The sequence below is a fragment of the Gimesia sp. genome, assembly GCF_048260065.1.
Taxonomy (GTDB): Bacteria; Planctomycetota; Planctomycetia; order Planctomycetales; family Planctomycetaceae; genus Gimesia.
Map to the genome: position 1 here is coordinate 592987 of NZ_JBLXHC010000001.1, position 16445 is coordinate 609431.

Genomic DNA, 16445 nt, shown 5'->3' on the forward strand with positions numbered 1-16445 from the left:
GTTTTGATTGTCTGTTATCATGCTAACAAAATGACATACCGGGAGCGAGTATTTCAGATCAACAAACAGAAATATGAGATGAAATGCCAATGTGTCATTAAGGTGAGAATTCGGCTTCGAAATCTGCGTCTGGACAGGCCATTCTTTCTGACCTAAAGTATGCTTACGAGAGGGCGTCATTTTTCACGTGGTCTAATCGATCGATATTTTTAAGAAATCAGAAGCAGTTAAGGAACACCATGGACCTGACGGAATTCATCATTTTGCTCGTAGTGGCGGGGCTGTGTGGCAGTATTGCCCGAGGACTGGCGGGGGGGACACGTGGCGGCTGTCTGGTTTCCATCGCGCTTGGTTTTATTGGTGCGCTGCTGGGGAGCAAATTAGCCATGCTGCTGGGACTGCCGGAGATCTTTTCGCTCAATCTGGGAGGTAGAGATTATCCGATTGTCTGGTCCATCATCGGCGCATCCCTGTTTTGCGCGGTTCTGGGTTTGTTGTCGGGGGGACGACGTCTATGAATCCTGTTATCCACTAGTGTAATATCTGTTGTCTTGTTGCAGGTATTGCACAAATCGGCTGAGTTGAACATACTATGCCGGTGTCCCCGAGATACCCGACTTCCTGAGTCGGGTTTTTTTGTATCAGTCTGATCGGAAGTAGTGCTGTATGTCGCTGTTGAGTATGAATCAAGTCTCCTTTACGTGGAGTGGGCCTCCACTGCTGGATGAAATCAGCCTGGAAATATACGAAGGTGAGCGGATTGGTCTACTCGGTCGCAATGGTGCGGGCAAATCCACGCTGATGAAAATGATTGCCGGCGAACTGGACCCCGATGACGGACAGATCAAGCGGGATAAGGATGTCCGGGTAGCCCGCCTGATTCAGGAAGTCCCCGCAGGCTGTGCAGACCGGATTCATGATTTTGTTTTCAAGGCAGCGCTGCCGTTTTTTGAGCATGACTGGGAAGCAGAACATGCGGTCGAGCGGATTCTCTCCCGGATGGAACTGAATGGTGATGACAGATTCGATGCACTCTCTTCAGGAATGAAACGCCGCGTCCTGCTGGCAAGTTCGATCGTACAGTCACCTGATATCCTCCTGCTGGATGAACCGACCAACCATCTCGACATCCCGGCAATCAAGTGGCTGGAACAGTTTCTGCAGTCCTATGAGGGAACACTGCTGTTCGTGACGCACGACCGGGTGTTCCTGCAGGCACTGGCAACGCGCATCATCGAAATTGATCGCGGAAAGATCTATGACTGGACCTGTGATTACGCGACCTTCCTCAAACGTAAAGAGGCATTTCTGGAAGCAGAAGAAAAACAGAATGCACTGTTCGACAAAAAGCTGGCCGAAGAGGAAGTCTGGATCCGACAGGGGATCAAAGCGCGACGTACCCGCAATGAGGGACGCGTCCGGGCTTTGAAAAAAATGCGTGAAGAACGCCAACAGCGACAAAATCGGGTCGGAAATGTCAACATGCAGGTGGCCACCGCCGACCGTTCCGGCCAGCTGGTGATCGAAGCGAAGAATGTAAGCTTCTCGTATGGCGATGAACCGGTGATTCAGGATCTGACGACACTGATCTCACGCGGAGACAAAATCGGGATTATCGGCCGCAACGGAGCAGGCAAAACGACCTTATTGAAGTTACTGCTGGGGGAACTGCAACCGAATTCGGGAACCATACGACAGGGGACCAATCTGGAAATTCTCTATTTCGATCAGTTACGTGAGCAGATTGATGAAGAAAAAACCGTGATTGAAAATGTCGGCGAAGGGCAGCAGACACTGACGATTAACGGACAGCCGCGAAATATTTATGGTTATCTGCAGGACTTTCTGTTTACTCCTGAACGGGCACGTCGACCAGCCCGTTACCTCTCGGGAGGGGAACGAAATCGGCTATTGCTGGCGAAACTGTTTAAGCGACCAACCAACCTGATGGTACTGGACGAACCGACGAATGATCTGGATGCAGAAACTCTCGAACTTCTGGAAGAGCTCATCTGCAATCATCCGGGAACATTGCTGCTGGTAAGCCATGACCGTGCCTTCCTGAATAATGTCGTCACTGCGACGCTTGTATTTGAAGAAGGGGGAGAAGTCAAAGAATACGCCGGCGGTTACGACGATTATCTGCTGCAGTCTCAAAACAGGGAGAAAACGGAATCTCAGAAGACCGAAACCCAGGTCAAACCGGAACCTCCGGTCGCGAAACCCAAAGCTGCTAAACTGAGTTTCAAGGAAGAGCGGGAACTGGAACAGATTCCCCTGAAAATTGAAGAGCTGGAAGCGGAGCAGGGGGAGCTGCAGACCAACATGGCTGTGCCGGAGTTTTTCAAACAGTCCACAGAAGTGATCGCGGAAGCGACAAACCGCGTCACCGCGATTCAACAGGAACTGGAATACTTACTGGAACGCTGGGAAGAACTGGAATCACGGGTTTCATAAAACGATTCCGCTTGAAAGGAGACTCATGCGCTTATTTGAAGGAACTCCCTTTGATCGACCACCACGTTGTGAAAAATGCGATCAACTGGAAGAAGAATGTATCTGCCCGCCTGAACCAGCATTTCGCATTCCTCCCGAACAGCAGACGGCAAAGCTGTCGATTGAGAAACGCAAAAAGGGAAAACGCGTCACCGTCGTGCGAGGCTTACCCGAGGAAGGAAATGATTTGCCCGATCTGCTGAAACAACTGAAAGACCGTTGTGGTGCCGGCGGTGCCCTGAAAGAGGATGAACTCGAAATTCAGGGCGACCAGCTGGACCGTGTACGGGAGGCATTACAGCAGATGGGGTTCAAGGTCAAAGGCTGAGATACGAAAAGGTTACACTTCGGGTGCGCTGTCGTAAGGAAATTCGACCGGATAAAAATCCCGCTTTCTCCGCTGATGGTTCAGCTTGGCAAAATCGTGTGTGTGAATCGCTTTGGCCTCCACATTGAAAATGGAACCGGCAAACGGTTCAAAGCTGGCCCGGAAATGAGCCGACGATTTCACGGAAATGTACTTCATCGCTTCACAGTCGATTCCCAGTGTTTTGGAGAATGCGGGACCAAAGGGTTGTTCCCGGGCCGTCACAACGACGACAGAAACCCCGTCCTGCTGAATCCAGGCAGAAGGTCCCATGTTTCCGGTCAGTCCCGCATACATGGGACCATCGTATTTGAATGTTCCTTCTGAAAGCGCTTTGACCACCGCTTTCATTTTCACTGGAGGGCCCTGAATCGGATCGGACTTACCGCCAACTTCGGTTTCGATTTCGCCTCCGACACCGGCTTTGTGGGCCAGCGCAACCACATCGGGATCGACGATATACAGGATCAATGCTTTGTCGAGTTTCTGGTCCAGAAAAGTCTGCAGAATTTCAGTGGAGTCACCGGCGGTGCCGCCCCCTGTATTGTCGGCGTGATCGGCGAGGATGATCGGATATTTACCGATTTCCTCTCCTTCTTTGATTGCCTCTTTGACTGTGAAGGGGAGTTTGTACCAGCGACGACGGCGTTCCCAGATCCAGTCGGCAAATTCTTCGGCAGTTTTATCTGCAAGCTCCTGATCATTGTCGGCGACCACTATCAGAGAAGGTCCTACATCGGGAACATCAGCCCAGGGAAAACCGGTCGAGACTGTCACGCCCAGAATGCCGGGACGGGTTTCGATCTCGTGTGCGTAATCCATGACTTCTCTCATGGGCATGTGCGCGGTCACCTGGCAGGCGGTACTCCAGAACAGGGGAATCTGGCGGAGTGTCATGACCGGTTTCACTTCACCATTGATGATTCTGACGATCAGCTCAGCGGCTTCCTGGCCTCGTTCATTCATGTCGATATGCGGATACGTATCATATCCTAAGATCGCTGTTGCCTGTTCGACGCGGAGCTGGGAATGATTGCCGTGCATATCGGGGGTGACCAGAATCGGTCGGTCCGGACCGATGTATTCCCTGACTTTGGAGATAAAGTGCCCGTCACCATCTTCGATACCATCAATGACCATCGCACCATGCAGGTCGAGTAGTACGCCATCTACAGGACCATTTTTCTCTTCTTCTGCTTTCAGGCGTTCCAGAAATTCTGCCAGCAGATCGTCGTATGTTTTTCGCTCGATCAGACCACTGGGAAAAGCAAAGGTCCAGAGCAGTGGGATGATTTCAAAGCCGAGTTTTTCTGCCCCATCGATGAATCCGCCGATACAGACATTGGCGCCCGGGAATGTCTCCATGATTTCCTGACCACGAAATAACCCCCGATCATTGATGAAATCGTCAAGTGTGGTGGGAAGGGAAGAATACGTACTGGTTTCATGCAGTACACCGCCGGTGGCAATTCTCATGGTTGCAGCTCCTGGAAAGTCAGAACATGGGTGAGCACAGCATCGCTAGAACGCATCTTGTTTAAGTGTAGCGTCTCTCAATCAAACATACTCGTGCCAGACAACCCTGGAAACGCTACAGTAAAACAGGACACAGTCTAAAGATAAAAAATCATCGGCAGAATAGAAAGCGTCACCTGCCAGTTAAAATTCGGCTTCTCAGAAAGTCCAGAATTCGCTATCAAGAGTATGCCGTATTACCAGTTTGTCACGGAGCCAGTCGAATCACTCTAGAAAGTAGCTGATGAAAATAGCGATTACCGGAGGCGGTATTGCGGGGATGGCTGCGGGATATCTGCTCTCGCAGGCGGGACATGCCGTCACCATCTTCGAGCAGGCTGAAAAATGCAGACCTGTGGGGGCAGGGATTCTGATTCAGCCCATTGGTCAGACGGTGCTCAAGCATCTGGGCATTTACGACCAGATTGAACAGCAGTCTGCCCGTCTGGATTATATTGAAGCCATCAAACATACGGGGAGACGACTGGTTTTTCTGGAGTACCGCCGCTTGCGAAATCAGCTTTTCGGTCTGGGCGTGCACCGCGGGCTGCTATTCAGTACGCTTTATGAACAGAGCCGAAATGCGGGCGCTCAGATCAGGGAGAACTCTCGGATTACCGGTTACATTCATACTTCAGAGGGAGTCCTTCTGGAACTGGGTGCTGCTGGGCAAAGTGAATGCTTTGATTGTATTGTGGCGACAGACGGTTCCCGTTCGATATTGCGCAATGCTTCAGGAATACGTCATCGGAGTGTGGATTACGAATACGGGGCACTCTGGAAAACAGGTTCCTGTACTGCTGTGACGGACAGGCTGTTGCAAATGGTGGAAGGAACCAGAAAACTGGTGGGTTTACTCCCGATCGGAAAGGACCAGTGCAGTTTCTTCTGGGGTTTGACTGCAGATCAGTTCGCGCAGTACCAGCGACAGGGACTTGAGTTCTGGAAACAGGAGGTCAGACAACTCTGTCCCCTCGCAGAAGAAATGCTGTCAAAGATTGACAGTTTTACAGAGCTGACGTTTACCACCTATCGGGATGTTTCAATGAAATCCTGCTGGACGGATCGAATTGTCTTTCTCGGTGATGCCGCCCACCCCGCCAGTCCGCATCTGGGGCAGGGGGCGAATCTGGCGCTGGAGGATGTCTGGGAGTTCGTGGGATGCCTGAAGAACACCGGAGAATTTGCGTCAGCATGCCGTCAGTATGAATCTTTCCGCAGGAGTAAGATTCAATACTATCAACAAGTCACTCGCTTGTTGACACCGTTCTTTCAATCAGATGGATGGCTGAAAGGCTGGGGACGCGATCTGTTTCTGCCTCTCATGTGTCAGACTCCTGTTTTAAGAGAACAGATGCTGAAAACATTATGTGGCTTCAAACACGGGTGGGCCAGCAGCAGGCTTGATGCTCCTTAAAACTGCTGAGGGGGGAAGTCACTTCGAACCGCGCTTGAGAAAGATGTGGATGACAAATCCTAACGCCAGCCCGGTCGCAACCATAATCCAGAAAGGCCAGGGCGTATTGTACTTCTCGTATCCATGCTGGAAATTTGAGCCGAAGATGGCACTCAGTGTGGCGATGGGGAAGAAATAAGCGATCAACAGATTCAGGCGATGGGATGACATTTCAATACGGGCAGATACCTTAGCCTGTTCTTCGGCCTGTTTGGCGACTACATAATCGAGTGCATTTTTCGCATCTTCGATCAGCAGTTCCGCAGCTCTTTCCAGTCGATATGAACTGTCACGGAAATCGATGATCAGTTTGTCTTTTGGTATCGCTTCCCGCGCGATCTGCAGAGCCTGAGTCATATGGCACAGAGCCCGATAGACCGGCCCCAGATGATTGAGCACTTCCAGGTATTCCAGTGAGTTTGCTGCCTCATCTACCTTATCGTCAAACTTTTCCAATAACTGCTGAAATTCATCCAGATGCTGATTGAGTGCATCGGGGCCACCTTTAAATTCTGATGAGTGCCATGTCCCGTCCGGTTCGCGCCAGAAAAAACGTCCTTTACGATGCATGTCATCCGGATGCGGAGGGGCATGCAGGATGATGAGAGCATGTCCTTCCGCAATCATGGTACGTTGACGACCGACCTGTTTCCCCAGGCGGTCTCTGAATTCTGCTGGTACATTCCAGGTGGCAGGCAATAGTGAAGATTCATGCATCTTTAAGAACCAATCTCTTTTTCAGGGAAATGAGAATTGCAATTCAGGTGTTTTTATTTGTAGTATGCCTTTAAACCAAGTCCTTGTGAATTGGTAGCCGCCAAGATTCGTTGATTCTTCAAGACATGCAGGTCTTGATCGAGATTTAAAGGGAGAACTGTGAACGTATTGCCCGCACGCTTGTCTGATCTGAGAATTCCCAGTTATTTGTGTCCCTTAATGCTCCTGTTTGGCTGCAATGCCACGCCTCCCCCTCCCCAGATGAAACCTCCCGCTGTGACGGTTGCGGAACCGTTACAGAAAACGGTGATATTCAATCAGGACTTTACGGGAAGTCTGGCGTCCATTGCATCGGTTGACATTCGGGCACGCGCGGATGGCATTCTGGAAAAAGTTCTTTTTAAACCTTCAGAAGAAGTAAAAGAGGGCCAGTTACTCTTTGAAATTCAACGCAATCAATATCAGGCAACACTTGATAAAGCCAATGCGGCATTGGAAGCTGCTAACGCTCAACTGATTGATGCAACGGCAACCCTGGAACGCAATGAAATTCTGTTAAAAAAACAGGCGGTCACTCCTCAGGATGTCGATGACGCCCGCGCAAACAAGGAGCGGGCTCAGGCTGCAGTTGATGGTGCCAAAGCGGATATTGAACAGGCGCAAATTAACCTGGGATACACGAGAATCAGTGCACCGATCAGCGGTTCTGTCAGTCGTAACCTTGTTGATGCCGGCAACCTTGTTGGTTCTGGAGAAAATACTCTGCTGACCACAATTGTGACCATGGATCCGATTTATGTTTATTTCAGTGTCAGCGAACGGATTCTTCTGAACGCATTAAAAAACGGCAGAGATCCAGGCGGGCCGAATCCTATCAAGGTTTACGTTGGGTTGTCGAATGAAGAAGGTTATCCGCATGAAGGGACTGTCGATTTCTGGGATAATAAAGTCGATCCCGGAACCGGAACGATTCAGTTACGAGCGGTGATTCCCAACCCGGAAGTTCCAGGCCCGGAAGTACCGGCTTCAGCACTAAAGAAACCGGCAGATCCCAAAGTGAAAACCGACAAAAAAGACGAGAATCTGCGCAGACTGCTTTATCCCGGAGTTTATGTCCGTGTCCGTGTTCCCGGAAATCCCATACCAGGCGCAGTACTGGTTCATGATGTGGCAATCGGTACCGACCTGGCAGGCAAATATCTGTTAGTGGTCGGTGAGAAAAATATTGTTGAAAAACGGGCTGTTGAAATTGGACAGGTGGAAGACAACATGCGGGTGATTCTGAAAGGGATCAAACCGGGTGAGAAGTATATTTATGAAGGGCTGCAACGTGCACGTCCAGGTCGTCCTGTTACGATTACGAACAACACTGCGGCTCCGCAATCGGCAAAGCAGCCGCCGGTTAAGGCAGACACGAAATCCGGCAAAACTCAACCTGACTCAAAATCCAGCTCAATATAAAGAATAACAGTCCCTATCGGTTCTTTTCCTCTGGGTTGTGTTTCTGATCTCTCAAATTAACGAAACGGACGACGATGTTCTCCCGGTTTTTTATCTATCATCCGATTTTTGCCAGTGTAGTTTCGATTGTGATTGCGATTGTCGGAGCCCTCGCGTTACCTCTGCTGCCGGTCGAACTGTTTCCCGACATCACTCCTCCGACGGTCGCTGTGACAGCCACCTATCGTGGTGCTGATGCGGAAGTCGTTGCTGATACCGTCGCCACACCCATTGAGGAGCAGGTTAACGGTGTGGAAAACATGTTGTATATGTCTTCCAGCAGTACCAGCGACGGGAACATGACTTTAACGGTAACGTTCGATGTAGGTACCGACCTGGATATGGCCAACGTGCTGGTTCAGAACCGGGTGGCGATTGCCAATCCTTCTCTGCCTGAAGATGTGAAGCGTGAGGGAGTCACGACGCAGAAAAAATCGACGAACATGACACTGGTGATCGCACTGAATTCGCCCGATGAGACCTTCGATGGACTCTATTTGAGCAATTACGCCACGATCAATATTAATGATGAATTATCACGTATCAGCGGTGTCAGCGATGTGAATATCGTGAATGCATTGGATTTCGGGATGCGTATCTGGATGGATCCCAACCAGATGGACACGCGAAATATCACGACAACCGATGTCGTCACCGCCTTGCGTCAGCAGAACGTCCAGGTCGCCGCTGGTCAAATCGGACAGGAACCCAGTCCTAAGGATCAGGATTTTCAGCTCACGGTGACGACACTGGGACGCTTGTCCGATCCAGACGAATTTGCAGACATCATTGTCAAGACTGGTCAGGAAGGGCAGATCACGCGAATCAAAGATATCGGCCGCGTGGAACTTGGTGCTCAGAGTTATTCCGGTTACTCACAGCTGGACGGAAAACCCGCTGCACTGATCGCCATTTACCAGTTACCCGGTGCCAATGCGCTGGATGTGGCGGAACAGTCCCGAAAAGTCCTCGAGCGGCTTTCAAAAGATTTTCCCAAGGGGCTGGAATATTCCGTTCCCTATGATTCGACCGAATTTGTGACGGCGTCGATTGAGGAAGTTGTCAAAACCCTCGTCATGGCGCTGGTGCTGGTCTTTATTGTGATCTTTGTCTTCCTGCAGGATTTCAGAGCCACTTTAATTCCTGCCGTCACGATTCCGGTGTCACTGCTGGGAACCATGGCGGTCATGCTGGCAATGGGTTACACGATCAATACACTTTCGCTGTTTGGGATCGTGCTGGTGATCGGTATTGTGGTCGACGACGCGATTGTGGTGGTAGAGAACGTGACCCGTATTCTGGATACCGAAAAGTGCTCACCGAAAAAAGCGACAGAAATCGCGATGATGGAAATTACCGGGCCGGTGATCGCGACGACACTGGTGTTGCTGGCGGTATTCGTGCCTACCATGGTTCTGCCTGGAATCACCGGTCGCCTGTATCGTCAGTTCGCCTTGACCATTTCAATCGCGACCCTGTTTTCTTCGGTCTGTGCATTAACTTTGAGCCCTGCGATGTGTGGGTTCATGTTACGGGAAACGAAAGAACGTCGCGGGTTCTTCTTCCGCGGGTTCAACTGGTGTTTTGATAAATCGCAGAATTTTTACATGAGACTGGTTAAGTCGTTCGTGCGGCATGCGTTTATCATGCTCATCCCACTGGTTGCGATCTTTGCTGCTACTGGAGTAGGGTTTGTCTCCGTGCCGGGCGGCTTCCTGCCGAATGAAGACCAGGGATATATCTTCATCAATACCCAGCTGCCGGATGGAGCTTCTCTGACTCGAACACGTGAAGTACAAAACCGGATCAATAAGATTTCCGCTGATCTACCTTCAGCGACCCACGTGATCACAATGGGCGGGTTTTCGATTCTGAATAACTCGAATGCGTCAAATTATTCAACGACGATTATTGCTCTGGAAGACTGGAGTAAACGCCAGGCCCCCGATCTGCATGTATTTGCTCTGGTTAAAAGGCTGCATCTGGAACTGGCTCAGATTCAGGAGTCGATTTCTTTCCCGTTCATCCCTCCTGCCATTCAGGGGCTGGGAAATGCGGGTGGATTCCAGATTCAGATTCAGGATAAGAATTCCGCCGGGATGGATGTACTGCAGATGGCGGTCACTGATTTAATGGACCGTGGAAATGCGGACCCGGTTGTGACAGGCCTCAATACCAACTTCAGTGCGACCGTACCACAGGTGTATCTGGACATTGACCGAGAAAAAGCGATCAAGATGGGAATTCCACTTGATTCGATTTTTGACACACTGCAGGCCGACCTGGGCTCCACGTATGTCAATGATTTCAACCTGTTCAATCGTGTTTTCAAAGTGATGGTTCAGGCCGATGAAAATTATCGCAGTAAGGTCTCAGACATTGGTCAGCTGAAAGTCAGGGACAAGCGAGGCACGATGGTGCCATTGAATACGCTGGTCAAAATTGATAATTCAGCAGGGCCCCAGGAAGTGGATCATTACAATCTGTATCCGACCGCATCGATTACCGGTAACCCGGCAGCGGGATACAGTTCGGGGCAGGCTATTACCCGTATGGAGCAACTGTGCGACGAAATTCTGCCCGAGGGCTTTGGGTATGAATGGACGGGGATTGCCTACCAGCAGATTGAGGCCGGAAATATGGCGCCGTTTATTTTCGCGATGGCCCTGGTATTCGTGTATCTGTTTCTCTGTGCCCAGTATGAAAGCTGGACCATTCCGCTCTCTGTGATTCTCTCCGTACCATTGGGGATTTTTGGCGCGATCTTCGCCACCATGTTGCGCGGGCTGGACAATAATATCTACACCCAGGTGGGATTTGTGTTATTGATTGCGCTGGCGAGTAAGAATGCGATTCTGATTGTGGAATTTGCCAAGCTACAGCGCGAGGCGGGGAAATCCATTCCCGATGCCGCCATTGAAGCCTGTCATTTGCGTTTCCGGCCAATTCTGATGACCGCCTTCAGTGCGATTTTAGGTGCGATACCATTGGCGATTGCCTCGGGAGCCGGTGCCGCCAGTCGACAGGCATTGGGAACTGCTGTAGTGGCAGGTCTGACTGCTGCCACGCTGTTTGGTGTATTTATGGTCCCCGTCATGTATGTGATCATTCAGAAGATGAGTGAATGGTTCGTCGGACCACAACCCGCTCCTGCAGAAGAGGGGACTGCGGATGCTGCTCCCGCAGGTTAAGCTTCCGGTTTGCGGTTTAACAGAACTGGCGCTGGCGGCTTGCTTCATACAGTAAAATGCTGGCTGAGACAGCAACATTCAGAGATTCCGTCTGTCCCTGTTGTGGAATACGAACCAGATTCGTACATTCCTCCAGCAGTTCCGGACTGATTCCGGTTCCTTCATTACCTACGATGACTGCCGTCGGTTGCTGAAAATCGTAATCGGTCAGCATCTCAGCCGCCTGCATGGCGGTTCCCACGATCCTGACACCATTATGCTTCCAGTCACGGCAGAGCGAAATCAGGTCTGCTGACTGTACGAGTGGAACATGATTCACAGCACCCGCTGATGTGCGACAGACCAGACTGGTGACTTCACTTTGCTCATGCGTTCCTACGAAAACACCGTTTGCACCCATGACCTCGGCAGAGCGGATGATTGCACCAAAATTATAAGGGTCCTGGATTCGATCCAGAATCAGATAGAGTGGTGAAGTGATTTCCTGTTGATTGATTTTTTCGACTGATGTATAAGGAAACGGCGCCATTTTTGCGATCATTCCCTGGTGATCCGTGGCACGACTCTTTTGAGTGAGTTCCTTATCTGTTGAAATGAAAACGGGGACGGTTAATTGTGAAGCCAGTCCTTCAAGCTGTTCCCGTTCTTCTGTTGTTAAGCGATCAGACAGGTGCAGTTCATACACGGGCCAGAATCCAGCAGTCAAGGTTTCCCTGACGGCGTTTCTTCCCCAGATCCAGCACTTCTGATGATTTCCCAGTAGTGGCTTGTTTTTCTTTAATTTAGAAGGCTTTCCAACCATAGGAATTCTATTTCAATTTGTTTATTCTATGAATCACCGTGAACCTGATTATAACAGCGTAGACTGCCGATAGAGTCAATTTAGTATTCAATCGAACGTTTTAAAATGACGGTAGACCTTACATTTCAAATGTATGTATGAAAAAACTCGCAAAATTTGGCTTATTTTATCGACAGTTTCTTACTGACATCTGACATAGAGGCGGTTATTTTGTCCGGAAATCCAATCATCTATAAATCATACGAATGGGAACGCTTAAGAATCGCATCCCGGTTTAACGCCAGCCTGATGGACCACCTGCGCCCTTATGTCAAACCTGGGATTACTACGGATGAGATCAACACGATCGTGCATGAGTACACGGTCTCGCATGGCCACACGCCGGCAACATTAGGTTATATGGGCTTTCCCAAGAGCTGTTGTATCAGTATTAACGAAGTGGTCTGCCATGGTATTCCCGATGATACCGTTCTGAAAGAGGGTGATATTGTCAATGTCGATATTACCAGTATCGTCGATGGCTGGTACGGAGATCAGTCGGAAACATTTCTGGTAGGGAAAGTTTCTGAGGAAGCCCGCAAACTGGTGCAGGTTACTTTTGATTCTCTGTTTCTCGCCATTAATACGATTCAACCCGAATCCAGCGTGATTGAGATTGGTGAAGTCATCTACAATTATGCGACAGAACTGGGGTACGGGGTGGTCCGCCAATACCAGGGGCACGGCATCGGACGGGAATTCCATACCGACCCGGGAATTCCCCATTATCCCGTCTCGGGGTCCGAACGCGATTTGTTACTGCCAGGCATGTGTTTTACCATTGAACCGATGCTGAATGCTGGCACCTGGAAAACAGTTGAAGATCGTAGCGATGGCTGGACTGTGCGTACGAAAGACAACAAGCTGTCTGCCCAGTTCGAACATACCATTCTGATGACCGAACAGGGCCCGGAGATTCTGACGCTGACACAGAATGGTCCTCAACCAGGCCATCAGTTTTAAACAGTCGTTGTGTATCAACAAACGCTTTCAGGGATCGGAAATTGGGTTCCGCTGCGATCCCTGAGTGAGATCGAATTAAATTCTCGATCTCGATAATGCAAAGCGACGCTCGCTTGCATCCAGGCAAAGAGGATGGTTATCGTAGATGTAACAGATTCCTTCTGTGGCACTTATGATTTCTCTGACCGCTCGCTTCCCATCAGAAAAGCAGAACCTGGAGCCATTATGATTCGTCCGACTTGCCTGCATCTGTTTTTGTTACTTCTGTTTACAAACTATGGTTTCGCTGAAGAACAGAAACTGGACTGGGTGCAGGTCACAGAAAAAGCGGGATGGCAACCCCGTGATTCTCAGGGAGAACTGGTCTACAAGGATCAACTCTGGATTTTTGGTGGCTGGTTCAATTCTTATGAAGCACCACCTCGGGATGTCTGGAATTCAGCAGACGGAAAAAACTGGAAACTGGTGACGAAAGAAGCGCCGTGGATTCACAGTGATCTTCCCATGACGGTCGTCTTCAAAGACAAAATGTGGCTGATGGGAGGCTGGTATAACGGCCGCCTGGAAGGACATTCGGCTGGAAATCAGGTCTGGTCTTCTACCGATGGAAAGAACTGGGATCTGGTAACCCCGCATGCCGAGTGGACGCCCCGTCTCGCTTCAGGGCTGGTTGTGTTCAAGGATCGGCTTTGGTTACTGGGGGGGACGGAAAATTATTATTTTGGTGATCAGAAAAGTTTGAAAAATGATGTCTGGAGTTCCGCAGACGGGAAAACCTGGAAACGGGAAACTGCAGATGCAGGCTGGTCACCCCGCGCGTATCACCAGGCAGCCGTATTGAATGGCAAAATCTATGTCTTTGGTGGCGGAAATTATACTCCGGTGTACCATGCGACGAATGATGTCTGGAGTTCGGAAGATGGAGTGCACTGGAAGCAGGAAACAGCCCATGCACCCTGGCATGAACGTCTCTGGTTCTCCACGGTCGTCTACCGCGATCGACTCTGGGTGATTGGAGGCTGGTCAAATAATCCGGCTGCCAACAAAAATGATGCCTGGTATTCACAGGATGGAAAACACTGGAAGCAGTTGAAGTCGAATCATGTCTGGAAAGAACGGCACGAACATTCGGCGTTTGTATTTCAGGATAAAATCTGGCTCGCGGGAGGACATGCCCAGCCACTCAACAGCGAAGTCTGGACGCTGGATGTGCCTCCCGACTGGTTTGAGAAAACGGAAAAAGCAGAAAAAACGACATCAGTGAAGTCTACGTTTCCCGAGACGATCGCCAAACTTAAATCAGGAAAGCCTGCGACGATTGTCTGTTTTGGTGACAGTGTCACGGGAGTGTACTATCACACGGGGAGCCGGCGTGCTTATACCGACATGTTGGGGATTGCGTTAGAAAAAACATTTCCCAAAGCGAAGTTGAAGATGATCAATGCGGGGATCAGTGGCCATACAACAGTCAATGGGTTATCGCGGATCGAGCGTGATGTATTAAAGCATCAGCCAGATCTGGTGACAGTCATGTTTGGTCTGAATGACATGACGCGCGTTCCACTGGAGCAATACCGGGACAATCTTAAATCGATCGTAAAGCAATGCCGAGATGCCGGAGCGGAAGTGTTGTTGTGTACGCCAAATTCTGTCATCTCTACTTCGGGACGCCCGGTTGAAAAACTGGAGCAGTACTGCGATGTCGTTCGTGAAGTATGTAAAGAACTGCAGGTTCCACTGTGTGACAACTACCAGAAACTGAATGCGCTGAGAGCCCAGGATGCATTAAGCTGGCGATTGATGATGAGTGATGAAATTCATCCGAATATGGCGGGCCACAAAAAATTAGCAGAGCTGATGGTAGGATCCATTTCAGGGGAAAGCGTTTCGCTCGCCGATGTCGATCCTTTAACGCAGGCATTACCGCGTGTGAAATCGTTGGTCGATGCGAAGAAACCGATCAAGGTGATCGCCATGCCTCCGTTGGACAAACTCGTTCAAACTGCGTTTAAAAAAGTGGCTCCTGATGTGAAACTGGATGTGACGACCTGGCAGACGGCAGACAAGTCACGGCGACAGATTGAGGCCGATGCAAAAGCACTGGTACGTCCCGGTAAGCCAGATCTGGTTCTGCTGTCCATTCCCCCAAATGCGAAAGTGGACAGCCAGGAAGAACTGATCCACAGCCTGATGTGGACGATGAATTATTCGCTGAATTTTGGAGCAGGGGGCTGGGATTGTGTCGTCTTTCATCCCGATGTTTTCGATGCTGGTTATACTGATTCGGAAGTCGATCTGATGAGTCGCAAACTGGTGCGCGGTCAGGATCTGACGCTTGTAGAACGGACCAGGGGGCAGACTGGTTCTCCGGAAGAAATTGTGGTCCAGTGGCTGCGATCTCAACTCGACTGAAGCGTTTTCATAAAATCTAGATATACACAGGAAGATTCTAATGCAACAGGTACCCCTGGGTTCTCTCAATTATGAATTCAATCGCTTTCAGGAGCCTCGGATCTGCATCGAATCGGGTGAAACGATCCGGGTGGAATCAGAAGATGCGTTATCCGGTCAGATTCGCAAAGCAGGAGACCTGCGTGATAAATCAAAAGTCCCCTTCAGTAATCCGCTGACCGGTCCGATTTTCATTAATCAGGCAGAGCCGGGCGATACGCTGGCGATCAAAATCGAAGCGATTGAATCCCGGGATGGGCAGTGTGCGACTTATACCGGCAATCCGAAACAACTCTGTCAGTGGCTGGGGACTGACGTTCCCGACGGTGCGCATGTCTGTCCGATTCGTGACGGCTACGTCTACTGGAGTGACGAGATCAAAATTCCCTTTCAGCCTATGCTGGGCTGTATCGGCACAACGCCTGCTTATGGGATGCCCAGCACGATGCCGGCTGGACCGCACGGTGGCAATATGGATATCAGGGAAGTTACAGAGGGAAACACTCTCTATCTTCCCGTGTTTGTCCCTGGAGCGCTGCTGTATCTGGGAGATGCGCACGCCGCGATGGGACAGGGAGAACTGTCTGCGACCGGACTGGAGATGGCCGCCCAGACGACACTGACGATTGAGCTGATCAAACAGAAAACCATTTCCGGTCCCCGGATTGAATCACCGTCGGAGCTGATCACTGTTTCCAGTGGCACGCCGATGGAGCGGGCGACTGCCGATGCCTTCGCACAAATGATCCTGTGGATGGAAGCCGAATATGGCTGGAACCGCTGGCGCGCCTATGATCTGCTGACCCATGTCGCTGAGATTTCGATGGGCTACTATGAAGGGGGCGGATTAGCAGTCAAAATTGCCAGGGAGTATGTGGCGCATCCTTCCTGAGGGACTGTTTTACATTCGAATTTAAGACGCCTCGCATCACACTTGTAAAAGACACG

The 16445-nt window shown here is 50.3% G+C and carries 12 protein-coding genes; 9 read left to right on the plus strand and 3 right to left on the minus strand.

Going from position 1 to position 16445, the window contains the following annotated elements; translation table 11 throughout:
- Window positions 1-239 precede the first annotated feature (239 nt).
- The 3 genes from ACN0YN_RS02095 to ACN0YN_RS02105 all read left to right on the plus strand — a co-directional run bounded on the left by ACN0YN_RS02095 (window position 240) and on the right by ACN0YN_RS02105 (window position 2824).
- On the plus strand, window positions 240-518 hold the full coding sequence (locus ACN0YN_RS02095) for a hypothetical protein (protein WP_417383321.1): 279 nt from the start codon (window positions 240-242) through the stop codon (window positions 516-518).
- 148 nt (window positions 519-666) lie between these two features.
- On the plus strand, window positions 667-2457 hold the full coding sequence (locus tag ACN0YN_RS02100; protein ID WP_417383322.1) for an ATP-binding cassette domain-containing protein: 1791 nt from the start codon (window positions 667-669) through the stop codon (window positions 2455-2457).
- Window positions 2458-2482: 25 nt separating this feature from the next.
- Entirely contained in the window at window positions 2483-2824 is a 342-nt protein-coding gene (locus tag ACN0YN_RS02105) for a translation initiation factor (RefSeq protein WP_417383323.1), read from the plus strand.
- A gap of 12 nt (window positions 2825-2836) precedes the next feature.
- Here ACN0YN_RS02105 and ACN0YN_RS02110 read toward each other — a convergent pair whose 3' ends face one another.
- Window positions 2837-4339, minus strand: a complete 1503-nt coding sequence (locus ACN0YN_RS02110; RefSeq protein WP_417383324.1) for a M81 family metallopeptidase — start codon at window positions 4337-4339, stop codon at window positions 2837-2839.
- 283 nt (window positions 4340-4622) lie between these two features.
- Here ACN0YN_RS02110 and ACN0YN_RS02115 point away from each other — a divergent pair, with 283 nt between their 5' ends.
- Window positions 4623-5795: an FAD-dependent oxidoreductase gene (locus tag ACN0YN_RS02115; protein ID WP_417383325.1), complete on the plus strand. Its 1173-nt coding sequence runs from the start codon at window positions 4623-4625 to the stop codon at window positions 5793-5795.
- Window positions 5796-5813: 18 nt separating this feature from the next.
- Here the strand turns inward: ACN0YN_RS02115 and ACN0YN_RS02120 are convergent, their stop codons facing one another.
- Window positions 5814-6551, minus strand: coding sequence for a CorA family divalent cation transporter (locus ACN0YN_RS02120; protein WP_417383326.1), 738 nt, complete (start codon window positions 6549-6551; stop codon window positions 5814-5816).
- 159 nt (window positions 6552-6710) lie between these two features.
- Here ACN0YN_RS02120 and ACN0YN_RS02125 point away from each other — a divergent pair, with 159 nt between their 5' ends.
- Window positions 6711-8012: an efflux RND transporter periplasmic adaptor subunit gene (locus ACN0YN_RS02125; protein ID WP_417383327.1), complete on the plus strand. Its 1302-nt coding sequence runs from the start codon at window positions 6711-6713 to the stop codon at window positions 8010-8012.
- A 74-nt stretch (window positions 8013-8086) separates the two neighbouring features.
- A complete protein-coding gene (locus ACN0YN_RS02130; RefSeq protein ID WP_417383328.1) occupies window positions 8087-11242 on the plus strand; it encodes an efflux RND transporter permease subunit in 3156 nt (1051 codons plus the stop codon).
- A 16-nt stretch (window positions 11243-11258) separates the two neighbouring features.
- On the opposite strand, the gene rlmB is transcribed toward ACN0YN_RS02130, so the two are convergent.
- Window positions 11259-12044, minus strand: coding sequence for a 23S rRNA (guanosine(2251)-2'-O)-methyltransferase RlmB (gene rlmB / locus ACN0YN_RS02135; RefSeq protein WP_417383329.1), 786 nt, complete (start codon window positions 12042-12044; stop codon window positions 11259-11261).
- Window positions 12045-12254: 210 nt separating this feature from the next.
- Between rlmB and map the strand changes: the two genes are divergently transcribed.
- From map to ACN0YN_RS02150, 3 genes are all read left to right on the plus strand, one after another.
- Complete coding sequence (gene map / locus ACN0YN_RS02140) at window positions 12255-13046, plus strand: type I methionyl aminopeptidase (protein WP_417383330.1); 792 nt, start codon at window positions 12255-12257, stop codon at window positions 13044-13046.
- Window positions 13047-13271: 225 nt separating this feature from the next.
- Window positions 13272-15458, plus strand: a complete 2187-nt coding sequence (locus tag ACN0YN_RS02145; RefSeq protein ID WP_417383331.1) for a GDSL-type esterase/lipase family protein — start codon at window positions 13272-13274, stop codon at window positions 15456-15458.
- A 40-nt stretch (window positions 15459-15498) separates the two neighbouring features.
- Window positions 15499-16389, plus strand: a complete 891-nt coding sequence (locus ACN0YN_RS02150; RefSeq protein ID WP_417383332.1) for an acetamidase/formamidase family protein — start codon at window positions 15499-15501, stop codon at window positions 16387-16389.
- Window positions 16390-16445: the final 56 nt, after the last annotated feature.

Excerpts from the sequence above, each read along its gene's own strand:
- ACN0YN_RS02095 (WP_417383321.1), top strand. The coding sequence starts at position 240 with ATGGACCTGACGGAATTCATCATTTTGCTCGTAGTGGCGGGGCTGTGT.
- ACN0YN_RS02100 (WP_417383322.1), top strand. The coding sequence starts at position 667 with ATGTCGCTGTTGAGTATGAATCAAGTCTCCTTTACGTGGAGTGGGCCT.
- ACN0YN_RS02105 (WP_417383323.1), top strand. The coding sequence starts at position 2,483 with ATGCGCTTATTTGAAGGAACTCCCTTTGATCGACCACCACGTTGTGAA.
- ACN0YN_RS02110 (WP_417383324.1), bottom strand. The coding sequence starts at position 4,339 with ATGAGAATTGCCACCGGCGGTGTACTGCATGAAACCAGTACGTATTCT.
- ACN0YN_RS02115 (WP_417383325.1), top strand. The coding sequence starts at position 4,623 with ATGAAAATAGCGATTACCGGAGGCGGTATTGCGGGGATGGCTGCGGGA.
- ACN0YN_RS02120 (WP_417383326.1), bottom strand. The coding sequence starts at position 6,551 with ATGCATGAATCTTCACTATTGCCTGCCACCTGGAATGTACCAGCAGAA.
- ACN0YN_RS02130 (WP_417383328.1), top strand. The coding sequence starts at position 8,087 with ATGTTCTCCCGGTTTTTTATCTATCATCCGATTTTTGCCAGTGTAGTT.
- rlmB (WP_417383329.1), bottom strand. The coding sequence starts at position 12,044 with ATGGTTGGAAAGCCTTCTAAATTAAAGAAAAACAAGCCACTACTGGGA.
- ACN0YN_RS02145 (WP_417383331.1), top strand. The coding sequence starts at position 13,272 with ATGATTCGTCCGACTTGCCTGCATCTGTTTTTGTTACTTCTGTTTACA.
- ACN0YN_RS02150 (WP_417383332.1), top strand. The coding sequence starts at position 15,499 with ATGCAACAGGTACCCCTGGGTTCTCTCAATTATGAATTCAATCGCTTT.